This window comes from Sorangium sp. So ce302 (genome assembly GCF_051530145.1).
Classification (GTDB): domain Bacteria; phylum Myxococcota_A; class Polyangia; order Polyangiales; family Polyangiaceae; genus Sorangium; species Sorangium cellulosum_B.
On sequence record NZ_CP150326.1, the window covers coordinates 4328002 to 4341857 of the forward strand.

The 13856-nt window shown below is 75.9% G+C and carries 7 protein-coding genes; 4 read left to right on the forward strand and 3 right to left on the reverse strand.

Annotation, left to right across the window (positions count from 1 at the left end):
• Positions 1-20: 20 nt before the first annotated feature.
• Positions 21-3911: a serine/threonine-protein kinase gene (locus WME73_RS16500; RefSeq protein WP_437746401.1), complete on the reverse strand. Its 3891-nt coding sequence runs from the start codon at positions 3909-3911 to the stop codon at positions 21-23.
• Positions 3912-4243: 332 nt separating this feature from the next.
• Between WME73_RS16500 and WME73_RS16505 the strand changes: the two genes are divergently transcribed.
• From WME73_RS16505 to WME73_RS16520, 4 genes are all read left to right on the forward strand, one after another.
• A complete protein-coding gene (locus tag WME73_RS16505) occupies positions 4244-5779 on the forward strand; it encodes a hypothetical protein (RefSeq protein ID WP_437746402.1) in 1536 nt (511 codons plus the stop codon).
• Positions 5776-6684 carry a hypothetical protein gene (locus WME73_RS16510; protein ID WP_437746403.1) on the forward strand — a complete coding sequence of 303 codons (909 nt, stop codon included), beginning with the start codon at positions 5776-5778 and terminating at the stop codon, positions 6682-6684. The genes WME73_RS16505 and WME73_RS16510 overlap by 4 nt, the downstream gene beginning before the upstream one ends.
• 198 nt (positions 6685-6882) lie before the next feature.
• A complete protein-coding gene (locus WME73_RS16515) occupies positions 6883-8508 on the forward strand; it encodes a tetratricopeptide repeat protein (protein ID WP_437916306.1) in 1626 nt (541 codons plus the stop codon).
• A gap of 633 nt (positions 8509-9141) precedes the next feature.
• On the forward strand, positions 9142-10704 hold the full coding sequence (locus WME73_RS16520) for a tetratricopeptide repeat protein (RefSeq protein ID WP_437916307.1): 1563 nt from the start codon (positions 9142-9144) through the stop codon (positions 10702-10704).
• 1 nt (position 10705) lies between these two features.
• Here the strand turns inward: WME73_RS16520 and WME73_RS16525 are convergent, their stop codons facing one another.
• Complete coding sequence (locus WME73_RS16525; protein WP_437916308.1) at positions 10706-13150, reverse strand: hypothetical protein; 2445 nt, start codon at positions 13148-13150, stop codon at positions 10706-10708.
• 107 nt (positions 13151-13257) lie between these two features.
• Positions 13258-13851, reverse strand: coding sequence for a hypothetical protein (locus tag WME73_RS16530; protein ID WP_437746409.1), 594 nt, complete (start codon positions 13849-13851; stop codon positions 13258-13260).
• Between the last annotated feature and the right edge of the window lie 5 nt (positions 13852-13856).

Consider the following 13856-nt stretch of genomic DNA (forward strand, 5'->3'; position numbering starts at 1 on the left):
TCGGAGCGCCGCGCGGGGCGTTACGGCCGGCCGCTCAGCATCACCTCGAGCTCCGGCGGCACGCAGCCGTAGGCCTCGGCGGCCGCGAGCAGCGCCGAGTTCTGCGGCAGGTTGAGCAGGAACGAGCTGGCGTAGGGCGTCCCCTCGAGGCCCTTCAGCCGGCGCAGGAGCGGGGGCATCGCGCGCTCCATCGCGGCCCGCGCGCCCTCCAGATCGCCCATATCCACGCAGGCGTCGTGGAGCGCGAGGTAGATCGGCGCCTCGTTGAGCAGGCTCGGCGCGCCCGCCTCGACCAGGGCCGCCGCCTCCCGCGCGATCTCGCGGGCCTGCTCGGCGTCGCCGAAGCGGCGCTCCGCCTCGGCGCAGAACCCGAGCGCCACGGGCAGGACGTCGCGGTTGTCCGTGACGCGGTACGCGTCGGTGGCCTTCTTCAGCAGCGAGCGCGCCCGCGCCAGGCCCGACGACTCGAGGCGCAAGAGCTCGCAGCCCCGGTAGAACAGGATGCCGAGCGTCACGCGGTCGCGCACGACCCACATGCTCCCCGCGGCCTCGTCCGCGCTCGCGCGCGGCTCCGCGAGCACGGCGTCGAGCCGGGGCTCGGGGCCGAACGTCGCCGCCCAGCAGAGCAGGATCATCTGCCCGTGCCGCGCCGCCCCGGAGCTGCCGATCGCCTGCGCCCTGGCGATGCCCCCCTCGATCTCCTGGAGCGCCTCTTCCCGGGCGCCGATGGTCGTCAGCGCGAAGCCGACGTTCATCGTCAGCATCGCCTCGCGCTCCTGCAGCCCGGCGCGGCGCGCGGCCCGCGCCGCGTTCCGGCGCGCCCCCAGCGCGGCGGCCGGCTCGCCGCGGGTCTGGTGGGCGACCGCGCGCGTCTGCCAGGCGTCGACCGCCGCCCAGACGAGGTTCCGCCGCGCCGCGAGGTCGAGCAGGTGCGCGGCCTCCTGCTCGGCCATCGCCAGCTGCCCGGCGAACGCGTGGACCTGCGCCAGCGTCGCCGAGCACTGCGCCTCCTCCTCGACGAGATCGATCGACCGGGCGCGGTCGCGCAGCGCCGTCAGCCGCTCCTCCAGGTCGATCCCCGAGCCGCACGCGTGGTCGTAGCGCGCGCGGGCCGTCAGCGTGCGCAGCTCGCTCGCCTCGTCGAAGACGTTCTCCCACATCGCCCGGATCGCCGAGTCGCGCTCGGGCGAGCGCGCGTCGAGCCGCGAGTACGCCTCCTCGAGGAGGACCGCGCGCGCGAACGCCGTCGGCTTGTCGGGGGAGAACACGAGCGCGCGATCGGCCATGGTGACCGCGTCGCGGAGCGAGTTCGTCGCCAGGGCGCGCCGCGCGGCGGCCTCCCAGCGGATCGCGGCCTCCTCGTGCTCGCCGCCGAGGTCGAAGTGCTGCGCCACCGTCGCGCTGTCCTCGCCGAGCCGATCGAGCCAGCGCGCCGCGGCGGCGTGCAGCCTCTTGCGGAGCTCGTCGCCCACGGAGGCGTACGCGACGTCGCGGACGAGCGCGTGCTTGAACAGGAACTCGCGCGCGGCCGGGAAGCGCGACGCGGGCTGCGCGACGAGGAGCTCCGCGGCGATGAGCTTCTTCAGCGCCGTCGCGGGCTCTGCCACCCCGACCTCGGCGAGGCCCACGTCCCACACCGACAGGCCGAAGACGCTCATGCGCACCACCGCCTCCCGGGTGGGCTCGTCGAGCGCGTCGAGGCTCACCTGGATGGCCGCCTCGATGGTCGGCGCCGTGGCGGCGTCCTTGCCTGAAGCGATGACCCGCGCGAGCTCCTCGGCGAAGAGCGGCGAGCCGGCCGCCTGCTGCGCGACGCGGTCGAGCGTGGCCTCCTCGAACGGCCGCGTGGCCGCGGCTGCGCTGAAGACCGCCCGCGCGATCTCGCGCGTGGCCCGGCGCGCGATGGGGCGCAGCTCCACGCGCACGTGGTCGCGGCCGGCGAAGCGCTGGCCCTGGTCGCGCCAGAACGCGGGACGCACCATGAGCAGGATGAACAGCGCCCTCCCGGTCGCCCGCCCGAGGAGGTGATCGAGCCACGCGACGCTCTCCGGGTCGGCCCACTGCGCGTCCTCGACGAGCAGCGCGCACGGCTCGCTCGACGCCGCGTCGACGGCGATGTCGGTCATCGAGAGGTAGAGCGCGTCGCGCGCGCCGCGCAGGTCGACGCCGTCGGGGAACGGCTGGTTCGCCAGCAGGCGCGCGAGGAGCCCGCCGTCGCCGTGGAGCGGCCGCCGCGCGCGCACCGCGTCCTCGGCCTGCTCCAGCGACGCGCCCTTCGGCAGGCCCATGAGGACCCGCAGCGCGTCCGTGGCGACGCCGAGCGCCTGCGCGCGGCCGAACGACTCGCAGCGCAGCTGGATGAGCCGCGGCGGATCCGGTCGATCCACGATGCGGGCGACGAACTCGCGCGCGAGCCGGCTCTTGCCGATCCCCGGCGGCCCCGAGATGCTCATCACGACCGGCGTCCCGTCCTCCACGCAGCGCTCGAACGCCGCGACGGTCGTGATGAGCTCGGCGTCCCGCCCCACGAACGGCGTCTGCGCGTCAGGCCGCTTCGGCGCGCGCGCGAGCACCCGCACGGCGCCGCTCTCCAGGGGCTCGCCCATGAAGCGCCCGCGGGACAGCTCCACCGTGGTGGCGTCGGCGAGGACCCTGCCGAGGCCCGCCTCGCGCGCGAGCGCGACCGCGCGGTCGACGACCTCGCCGGCCGCGCGCGTCCTGTCGACGCGCATGCGGCCGGAGGCGACGCCGACGCGGCCGCCGCGGCCGCCGAGCGCGAGCCCGAGCTCGAGGGCGCGGGACGCCTCGTCGCCGTGGGCCTGCCGCACGCCGAGGTGGGCGGCGATCGAGTCCGTGCCGAGCGGCAGCGCGTCGGCCCCGCGGCGGCGCAGCGCCTCGAGCTCCCGCTGGCGCTCCTCGCCGGTGGCCACGTGCAGCGCCACGATCGTGGTCACGAGGCGCGTCCCCATCGCGCCCGGCGGGTTGTCGCTCACGCGCAGCGGCGACGGGGTGGGCAGGTACGGCTCGTCGGCGAGCGCCGCGAGCCTGTCCGCCACCTCGCGCGCCGAGCTCGGCCGGAGCTCCCGGTCGGCGAGCAGGAGCGCGTGGATCAGGTCGTCGAGCGCCGGGACCACGTCGAGCAGGAACTCCGAGAGGCGTGGCGCGGGCGTCGTCGCCAGGCGGACGAGGGTCGCGATCGAGGTCGGCCCCATGTGCGGGGGCCGGCCGGCGACCAGCTCGAACAGCGTCGCGCCGAGCGAGTAGAGGTCGCTGCGCGCGTCCACCGTCGCGTCGCCGCGCGCCTGCTCCGGCGAGATGTACGCCGGCGTGCCGACGAGGCCGCCCGCGTCCGTCGTGAGCACGAGCTCCTTCGACGCCGCGACGCCGAAGTCCACGAGCTTGGTGCGGAGCGGGGCGTCCGGCGAGCCGCGCAGGAGGAGGATGTTGGACGGCTTGATGTCGCGGTGGACGACGCCCGCGGCGTGCGCGGCCGCGAGCGCGCTCGCGACCTGCCGCCCGACCTCGATCCCCTCGCGCAGCGAGAGCGGGGAGCGCTTCTGGCGCGCCGCCAGGTCCTCGCCGTCGAGCCACTCCATCGCGATGAAGGTCGCGCCCTCCTCGATCCGCCGCCCCTCCGCGTCGACCGCGCTCGCCTCGAGCGTCCCGAACGCAACGACCCTCACGATCCCTGGGTGATCGAGCTCGGAGAGGATCTGCCCCTCGCGGGAGAGCCGGGCCTGGCCCTCGGCGTCGACGCCGACCGCCGTGATGATCTTCAGCGCGACGTACCGCTCTGTCTGCACGTCGAAGGCGCGGTGCACGGTGCCGATCCCGCCGCGCCCGACCTCGTGCTCGATGTGGAACCGGCCTGCGACGAGCGGCCGTGCGGACTCGATGCGCGCGGAGCTCATGCGCTAGCCGACGTGGTCCGAGGGATGGGCGCCGGGCGGAGTCCGGCGCAGCGGAGAGGCGATCTCATGGCGCCGGGCCGCGTGGGCCTGCGGTGTTCCGACAGGGCGCATTCGCGAAGGAGACTACGCCGTCGCTCATGGCAGTTCCAGTGTCGCGGTCACGGGAACCCGGCAGCGCCGCGGACGCGGCGATCCGGCCGGAGACGTCGTGGAGCGCGCGCGGCGGGCCTCTCTTGACGGATCCGGCGGCTCCTCCTACGGTCGTCGGCTCCGCTGCTCCTTCAACGTTACGTTCACCGTTACGTTACGTTCGAGCGGCGGGAGCCATTTCGATGCTCGATCGCGTCGCCGTTCACCAGACCCGGCTGCGCACGCCCGGCCTCGGGCTCGACGCCAAGGGGGTCGCGCTCGGCGCCAAGGGGCTCGTCCTCCTGCCGTCGATCGATCGGCTCGTCGCCTTCCTGGCGCTCTACACGCGGCAGGGCTCGCTCGCGGACATCCTCCGCTCGCTCGTCGTCGAGATCGTGCGCTCGAAGCTGGGAGCGCGGGAGGTCACCCTCCTGTTCGCGGCCGAGAGCAGCGATCGGCTCGACCGTGTTGCCGAGATCGCGCGGCTCGCGGGCGGCTACAGCTTCACCGGCACGAGCCGGCACTTCGTCCAGTACCGCGACGCGGCCGCGCCGTTCGGGTACGACGTCCCGCAGATCCTGCCCAGCGACGCGGCGCTCTCGCTCTACCACAACGCCTTCTCGCAGACGTACGAGGTCGAGCGGCGCGTCGACGTGCGCACGCTGCTGCTCCGGCTCGAGCCGCACCTCGATCCGTCCGCCGGGAAGGACCCGGGCCCGCGCTGGCTGCTCGCGGAGTCGGGGCTCGGCCCGGCGCTGATCCGCTACTTCTCCCGGAGCAGCGTCGAGGCCGAGGTCGGCCTGTGCGAGTGGCCGCCGGAGTCGAGCTTCGACGACGCCCCGGTGCTCCGGTACCTCTTCCGCGTGCCGGCCATCCCTGCCCGGATGGTCCCGCTGCTCACGAGCACGCCGGGGCTCGGGTATTTCGTCCCGGTCGCGCCGGGCGCGGCGGTGGAGGTGGGGTTCCGCCACCCGGTCAACCTCCGCGCCTGCCCGGTGTTCGGCGAGGCGGGCCTCGTGCTCTTCCGGGGCGGGGGCCGCGAGGCGCTGGAGATCGCGAAGCTTCCGGCGATGGGCGACGTCGCGGCGTTCGCCCGGGTGGAGCTCGGCCGCGAGCCCGTCGCGGCGAAGGTGACGGAGGGCGACGCGCAGCGCCCCGCGTCGGTCGTGCTCTCGCTCCGCCTCGTCCCGAGCTCCGAGCCGTGGCGGTCGGTCACGGCGTCGTGGATCCGGCCGCAGGAGATGCCGCTCCTGCGGCACGTCGCCTACGCGCTCGGCCCCGAGACCCTGCGCCGCGCCCGCATCGCCTTCACCGCGGCAGGCGCGTTCCTCCGGCACCCCACAGGCATCGAGGGGATCCCGGTCGGCGAGTTCTTCCGGGAGGTCCACCCGGGCCTCTACATCCCTGCCGGGTACGACGCGGTCCCTGCGGTCGCGCCCGGCGTGCTGTTCCGCGCGCTGGGCGCCCCCGCCGGGCAGGCGCTGTTCATCGGGCGCGACGGGGGGGCGATCGGCGTGCCGGAGGAGGCGTTCGTCCCCCTCGAGACGGCGCTGCTCGAGGCCCAGCAATGGTCGGCGGTGACCGTGTCGTCCGCGGGCCTCACGGCGGCGCTGGCCACCGAGCTGCCCGAGGTCGTGCTCGGCGGCGTCGGCATCCGGCCGCTGCGCGACCTCGCCCCGTCCGAGGCGCTGCCCGAGCCGAGGGCGCTGCCGCCCGGCCCTGGCCGGACGCCCCAATGACCCAGCCTGAAGCGATCGCCGAGCGGCTCTCCGAGCTCCAGGCGAACGTGCTCGCCCCGCTCGTCCTCGGCGGCCCGCTGCGCCCGGTGCGCCCCTTCGGCGTCCGGCTCGCGCTCCTCCTCGGCGACGGCGCGCCGGCGATCGATCGCGACCTCGGCTCGCGCATCGATCTGGTCCGCGTCCGCGTCGCCCGCCTCATCGCCCCGATCGACGTGCTCCCGGAGCTCGGCGCGGCCGAGTGGGCGCTCCTCGCCGCGCTGAACGACCTGCTCCAGCTCACGAACCACGAGCTCGCCGGCGTGCTCACGCGCAGCCGCTATCCCCGCCTTCTCGCGAGCGTGCGCGACCTCTGCGAGCTCGTGCCCGCGCCGGCGGACGTCGGGTCCGCGCTCTCGCGGCACGCGACGTTCGCGCGGGTGCTCGACTGCTTTCGCACGGACGCGCTCGTCGCCTGGTGGACGGGCCGCGCGAGCTTCCGCGGCCAGCGCCCGCCCCCGCGGCTGCTCCGGTGGCGGCAGCTGCGCGGCGTCCAGGTCGAGACCCGGCGCGTCGGCCTCGCGGACATGGGCCACGGCGTCCCGGGGCTCGCCCCGCCGGACTTCGCCGAGGCGCTCTCCCTCTGGATGACGCGCACGCCGCTCACGGATCTCGCGACCGCCGCGCGGAAGGACCCGCCGTTCGCGTGGTCGGCCTCGACGCTCGCGGTCGTCGCCACGCCTCCTGGCCGGAGCCTCGCGTACCGCGTCCTCGTGCGCCAGCCCCACGACCTCGCCGTCGCGGCGCTCGCCCGCGCCGCCCGGGAGGTCCCGCCGCGGTTCGGCCAGGCCCGGGCGCTCGCCGAGTCGTTCGCCAGCGAGGTCGCCGCCGGCATCAAGCTGCTCGACGAGCGCTCTGCGGCCGGCTGACCCGCGCCGCCACGCGCCCGTCCTGTCATCGCGACGCACCGCGCGCGGCTTTGCTCGGCTCAAACGGGGCGTGGTACGCTCCGTCCCCCTTGGAGAGGCGCGCCGTCCTCGCGCCCGCGCCTTCGACATCACCTCACGGGCATGGCCCTGGGAGCGACGAACCGTTTGAACCGGCAAGACGCTGAGACTTCCGACAAGTTGCTTGCTTCCCCCTGGCGCGCGCGGCGCCGCGGCTCCTGTCTCGAGGCGTCGCCGCGCGCCGGGCGCTCCTGCGCGCGCCTTGCCGGCGTCGCGTTCGCGCTCGCGCTCGCGGTGAGCCCGGGCGTCGCGTTCGCGCAGGCGGAGGCGCTGCTCGACGAGGGCAAGAGCCTGATGAAGAAGGGCAAGGTCGCGGAGGCCTGCCCGAAGCTCGAGGAGAGCTACAGGCTGAGCCCGAGGTCGGCGACGCTCCTCGCGCTGGCGATGTGCCACGAGAAGCAGGGCAAGGTCGCGACGGCGTGGTCCGAGTACATCGATCTCGGCGCAGCGGCCCGCAAGGAGGGCAACAAGCGCCTGGAGGCCGACGCGAAGGCGAGGGGAGCGAAGCTGGAGCTGTCGCTCCCCCGGCTGACGCTGAGCGTGCCACGGGCGGCCGCGATCGAGGGGCTCGAGGTGATGCTGGATGGGGCGCCGGTCGACGGCGCGCTCTGGGGTCAGGCGAGGCCGATCGATCCTGGCCAGCACAAGGTGAGCGCGAGCGCCCCTGGCAGAAAGCCGTGGGAGAAGTCGGTCTCGATCAAGCGGGGCGAGCGAAAGACCGTGGCGGTGCCGGCGCTCGCCAAGGACGCCTCGGCCGCTGCGCAGCCTGCGCCCGCGGCGGAAGCGCCCGCGCCGGCGGCAGCGGCGCCGGTTGCGGCGGCGCCGGAGAAGGGGAGCGCGGGGTCCGGGGACGGCGCAGCGGAGCCGGGGAAGGGCGCCGCGGCGCCGGGGAAGGGCGCAGCGGGGGCCGGGAGGGGCGCCGCGGCGCCTGAGAAGGGCGCGGTTGCTGCGGCGCCAGGGAAGGGCGCAGCTGGGCCAGGGAAGGGCGCTGCGGGGCCGGGGAAGGCTGCTGCGGGGCCGGAGACCGATGCGCCGCCTGCGGCACCTCCTGCAGCCGAGGAGCAGGAGCCGAGCTCCGGATCCTCGCCGAGGCACACAGGGAGCTTCGTGATCCAGGCCGGGGTGGCCGGCGGCGCGTTGATCGGCCTGATGGACTCCGGCAGCTTCGGCGATCTGAGCGCGTACTCGTACAGCTACAACATCCCGGAGGGGGAGCTCATCGCGCCCTGCGACGATGAGGTCTGCCATGCCAGCTTCGGTCCGGCGATCGGGCCGTTTGCCGGCGGGGAGGCGTTCATCGGGTTTGCGCTCTCCGAGGATCTGCACCTTGGCGCGCGTGTGTGGGGCGGCTACCGGTTCGGCGGCGGTTATCTCGTTGTCGGCGGCCCCTCCGTCTCGATGCGCTTCGGGCGCGTCTGGCTCGGCCTTTCGGGGCTCGTGGGCCCCGTGGGGCAGGAGGCGAAGGTCACCGGGATCAAGGGGGAGATCCCCTCCGAGGTGGTCCACCTCAACTACGGTCGGAGCGAGGTCGCCGTGAACGCGCGCGAGGGCAGCCTCCCCGAGAGCGCGCTCGTGGAGACGCTCGCGTTCGGCGGGAGCGTCGACGTGTCCCTGGTGCTCGCGGACCTTCCGAGCGCGGGCTGGACGTCGGGCGCGCTCCTGCTGAGCGTCTCGCCGACGATCATGAAGGGCCTCGACGGCTGGGTGTTCGCGGCGCCGGCGAGCCTCGGTTACCGCTTCTACTGAGCGGCCTCGCGACCCATCGCGCTCTCTCGCCGGCCGCCCGGGTGAGGGCACCGGGAGCTTCGGTGCCCGACGAGCGAGACGCGCGAGGGGGCGCAGCAGCGGTAGCGGATGCCCACCCCCGGTCCGTGCTCGGCGCTCCGCGCCTGCGCGCGGCCCGCCCCTCCCAAATCGCGCGCTCCGCGCGCTCAGGGAGGGGAGGCCTCCAGCGATGGACGAGTTTGGCTCATGGGTCGATTCTCAGGGTGACGCATCCAGCCTTTGCTGGTGAGCGAACAGATTCCCAGGCGTCCCTCCACGCGGCGGTGCATGCCGGCGAGCGTCCCCCCACGCGGCGGTGCATGCCGGCGAGCGTCCCCCCACGCGGCGGTGCATGCCGGCGGGCGTCCCTCCACGCGGCGGTGCATGCCGGCGAGCGTCCCCCCACGCGGCGGTGCACGCCGGCGGGCGTCCCTCCCACGCGACGCCGGCCTGCCAGGTCGCCCCACCGACAGCCGGCTCCGGCATCCGCGAGGGCTCGCCCGAGTGGACCGCGATCCTGGGCGTCTGGACGGCCGACCTCTCCCGGCGCGCGCGATGCCCAACAGGCCCCGCCCGCTCCTTGGTGCCCCCGCGGGGGCAGGCTACCGTCCCGCCATGTCCAGGACCGGGCGGCGCAAGCAGAAACCCACGCCCCGACAGGGCGCCCCCGAGCTCACGCCGAAGAACGTGGCGCGCATGGAGGTCGACGCCGCGGTCTACCGCCTCGTGAAGCTCCTCGCCCGCTACCCGGAGGAGCGCCCCGACACGAAGGCCCGCGGCGCCCTGGAAAAGACGCTGCCTGTCCTCGACGCGCTCCGCGCGAGCCACCCGGACCACCCGCAGGTCGCCTGGGTCTCCGGGATGATCCTCCGCAAGCTCGGCCGCCTCGACGACGCCGTGCAGCTCGCCCGCCGGGCGTTCGAGCTCGAGCCGACGTTCGCGACCGCCGTGAGCCTGGCCTACGCCCTCCGCGAGCGCGGCGAGATCGACGCCGCCCGCGACGCGTTCGAGGCCGCCGCTCGCCTCGATCCCGCAGACGTATCGGCCCGCTGCGATCTCGGCGCCATGCTCTGCGAGGCCGGCCGCACCGACGAGGGCCTGCGCCACCTCGAGGCTGTCCTCGAGGCGCAGCCGGCGCACCCCACCGCCTTCCCGATCCACGCCTACCACCGCGCCGCGCGCGACGGCGACACCTCCGCGTACGACAAGCTCGCGGCCTACGCCAGGGCGCACCCGGAGAGCGCCGCCGCCGCGCGGTCGCTCGATCGCCTGCGCGCCGAGGGGCTCCACCATCCCGCCCCCGTCGCGGTCGTCGAGGGCTTCGTCGCGGGCGCCGCCGAGGCGCTCGAGCACCTCCACCGCGATCACGATCCGTGGCTGAACCGCTTCGGCGCCCGCGCGCACGGATACCGGCTCCACCCGCCGCTCACCCGGCGAGACATCGAGCGCATCGAGGCGTCGCGCGGCGCCCGCATCCCCGCCGACTACGCCGCCTTCCTGACCCGCGTCGGCAGCTCCGGCGCCGGCCCGTACCACGGGCTCCTGCCGCTCGACGGACCTGGACAGATCGAGAGCCTGACCGGCGAGTTCCCCCACACGAGGCCCTACCGGCCCGATCCACGGACGCTGACCGCACCCCAGCGCGCCGTGCTCCAGTCCGACGAGGTCGTCCGCGGGACCGTGGCGCTCGCGCACATGGGCTGCGGCTACTTCTCCGTGCTCGTGATCCGCGGCCCGCGCGCCGGCAGCGTCTGGGCGGATCTGCGCGCGGCAGGCCTCGGCGTCGTCCCGACCCACGACAGCTTCACCGCGTGGTACCGCGGCTGGATCGAGGCGCTCTCCAGGGGAGAGCCGGCGCGCATTCCCTTGGAGCCAGGACGGTGCTCGGCGCCCGCGGCGCTCAGCGACTACCTTGCTTCATGGGAGCGGCAGCATGCGCTCCGGCCCGGCACCCTCGACGAAGCAGGGACGCGACGGGCGCTGCGCGAGATCCCCGACGCCGGGATCGCGATCCAGGCAGCGGCGTCCAGGTACTTCGACGCCGGCGATCCCGTGGACCCCTGTCCCAGCTGCCAGCACATGTTCGATCACTTCCTCCGGAAGAACATGCTGCAGCCCGCGCAGATCCGCCCCGGCGTGCCACCCAGGGCAGCGCGGCGGGCCCGGGCCGAGGCGTAGCCTACCCCCTCGGGTCCGCGCGCCGCCGTCGGGCGCGGCGCGCCTCGCCGCGGGCGCTGTCCGCCCCGCTGGCGGGCTCGGGCGGCGGGGCGAAGCCGATCGCCGCGAGATCCTTCTCGCCGATGACGTCGCCCTTGGCCACGAGCGCCGCGCGGAGCAGGACCGCGCCCATCTCGGCGTCGTTGCCGGGCCACGGGTGGTCGAGCACCGCCTGCAGCGCGCGCAGATCCAGGCCGAACGGCCGGCCCCGCAGGCGGACGCCGATGCGCGCGAGGTGATCCAGCGCGAGCGCACGGAGATCCTCGGCGCGCGACGACAGCGAGGGCAGCGCGACGGCCCGGTCGCCGAGCCGGTCCGCGAGCCGCTCGCTCAGCTGACCGGTCGCCGCGAGCGCGTCCACGGTCTGCGGCACCGCCACGACGAGCCCCACGTCGTCCGGCAGCGCCGCGCCGAGGTAGCTCTGCACCTCGGACGGCAAGGCCTGGGCGTCGAGCACGAGCAGCGTGCCCCCGCGCGCCGCCTCGATGGGCGAGCTGTCCGGATCGCGCCACAGCGCGAGCGCGCTCGGCGTCTCCGCGGAGCCCTCGATCGCAGCCGCCTCGTCGCGCGCCGGCGCAGCGCCCCGCGCCTGCGCGAACGCCTGCGCGAACCCCTCGGGGACGGGCGCCGCGCCGTCGACGATCGCCAGCGGGCCGCCCGCGCGCGGTGAGGTCAGGTGGACGACCGCGCCCCACGCCACCGCGTCGATCCCGGGCGCCGTCAGCAGCGTGACCGGGCCGCCGGCCACGCCGAGCCGCTCCAGCTGCTCGAGCGCCGCGCGGGCGGCGGGGCTATAGGCGGCGGCCCGCGCCGGCCGCGCGAGCAGCGCCGCGATCGCGCGGAACCGCCCCGCGCCCTGCGCCACGGCGCGCTCGAGCCGGCTCACCTCGCGCGCGCGCTCCTCCGCCTCGCGGCGGGCGGCGACCTCGCGGCCGCGCGACCCCGACAGCATCGCCGACACCGCGATCACCGCCCCGAGCCGGTCGGCGACCGCGCGCAGGCCGCTCACCTCCTCCAGCGTCATCGGCGACGCGCGCCGGGCCCGCGGGATGGCGAGGGCCCCGATCGGGCCCTCCGCGTCGTTCACAAGGGCGACCACGCCGACGTCGCGCTCCGCGAGCCAGGCGAGCAGCGGGCGCACCTCCGGCCGCCGGACCTCGACGGCCTCGGCGGCCTCGACGCGCAGGACGCGCTCCGGCTCGATCTGGGCGAGCTCGATGAGGCGCGCCGGCACCTCCGCCGGCTCGGTGTGCGCATAGCCGGCGCGATCGACGGTCACCCGCTCGGGGGGCGAGAGCAGGTAGAGCGCCGGCGGAGCCTGCCCGGCGACGCCGGCGTCCGACGCCTCGCGCAGCGCGGAGAGCGCCGCCTCGAGCGCCGCCTCCGGCTCCGGGTTCATCGCCGCGCGCGTCGCGGCGTCGAAGGCCCCGAGCCAGCGCGCCCCCTCCGGCGCGAACCGGCGCGCGAGCACCGGCGCCGCGAGCCCCGCGAGCGCGCAGAGCGCGCACGCGCCGAACACGGCGACGCCGACGGAGGACTGCGGTGCGCCGCGGAGCCCGAGATCGCCGCGCGGCGCCTGGTGCACGGCGTAGACCGCGAGCAGCGCCGGCGGGGTCGCGAGCGTCGCGACGGCGAGCGTGCCGCGGAGCGCGCGCGAGACCTGCGCCGCGTCCGCGGCCACGGTGCAGAGCGCGACGCAGACCGCCGCGACGACGCTCGTGACCGGCAGGATCGACTCGGGGGGCGCGACGCCGACGAAGGCCGCCGCGAGGCCGACCGCCAGCGCGGTCGCCGTGAGCAGCAGCGCGGCCTCGACCCGGTCGGCCACGCCGAGCTCGAGCCGCCGCGCGATGCGGACGCGCGCGATCGCCACGAGCGTCACCGTGAGCGAGCCGAGCGACGCGGCGGAGGTGGCGTAGTGGACGAGCAGCGGATCGAGATCCGCCGCGCGCTCGGGCGCCACCGCGGAGACGGCGGGCAGGGCGATCGCCACGGTCCAGAAGAGCGAGGCGAACGCCGCCGCGTCGAGGCGCCGCGTGCTCGGCGGAGGCTCGAGGAGACCACCGAGGCCCGCGATGCGCGCGAGCCCGACCAGGGCGGCCATCGCCGCGGCCGCCGCGCCGAGGTTGCCGAGCGCGATCAGCGCGAGCCCGGCGGGGCCGCTCCGCGCGGCGGCGAGCATCGCGGCGCCGGTGAGGCAGACGGCGGCCGCGCGGCGGGCCGCCGGCTCGATCCGGTCCTCTCCCCGCGGCGGCCGCTCTATCCAGCGGAGGCCAAGCGCGAGCAACACCGGCAGCCCGAGCAGGGCGAGCCACGCGGGCCCGTGGCCGCCGGACGCCCGGAGCGCAGCGAAGGCGGTGTAGGCGACGGCGGCCGCGGCGATCCAGAACGAGCGCCGGCGCAGCATCGCGGCGAGCGTAGCGTCTGGCCACGGGGGCGCCAACGAGGCGGTCTCATCGAGGGGACGACCGCGCCGCCCGCGCCGCTGCCGCGGCCAGACGCTCCTTCGCTACCTCAGGGCGGGAGCGCCGCGATGTAGTCGTAGAGACACTTCATCTCGTCGGCGCTGAGCGTCGGACCGAGCGGCATCCGGTTGTCGCACGGCGGGGCGTCCGTGACCTTCAGGTACATCAAGCTGGCGTCCGGGTCGCCCGGCACGACCACCGTGGCTTCGCCGCCGCAATCGGACGCCTGGCCTGCGACCCTGGTCTCCCAGCCCGTCGTCAGATCGAGGCCCCCAAGGTTCGCTTGCCCATCGTGGCAGCCCGCGGTGGCGCACTTCGCCATCACCAGCGCCTGCGCTTCAGCGCATCCGGCCCCACCGCCGCTGCTCGCGCTGGTGGTCGCGGCGTCGCCGCCGCTGGTGGTCGCGGCGTCGCCGCCGGTGGTGGTCGTAGGGTCGCCGCCGCCGCTGGTGGTCGCGGGGTCGCCGCCGCCGCCGGTGGTCGCGCCGGTGCCCTGGCCGTTTCCGCCGCCAGGCCCGTCGCCGCCGGCGAGGTACTGGTCCTTGTCCTCGAGGGTCCCCGCGCAGCTGATGATGAACGCGGCGCCGCTCAACACGGCGGCGGCGAGCGCGGTGCGCCCGCCAAGGAAAGCGATGTACGTCACGTGCT

Excerpts from the sequence above, each read along its gene's own strand:
- WME73_RS16500 (WP_437746401.1), bottom strand. The coding sequence starts at position 3,911 with ATGAGCTCCGCGCGCATCGAGTCCGCACGGCCGCTCGTCGCAGGCCGG.
- WME73_RS16505 (WP_437746402.1), top strand. The coding sequence starts at position 4,244 with ATGCTCGATCGCGTCGCCGTTCACCAGACCCGGCTGCGCACGCCCGGC.
- WME73_RS16510 (WP_437746403.1), top strand. The coding sequence starts at position 5,776 with ATGACCCAGCCTGAAGCGATCGCCGAGCGGCTCTCCGAGCTCCAGGCG.
- WME73_RS16520 (WP_437916307.1), top strand. The coding sequence starts at position 9,142 with ATGTCCAGGACCGGGCGGCGCAAGCAGAAACCCACGCCCCGACAGGGC.
- WME73_RS16525 (WP_437916308.1), bottom strand. The coding sequence starts at position 13,150 with ATGCTGCGCCGGCGCTCGTTCTGGATCGCCGCGGCCGCCGTCGCCTAC.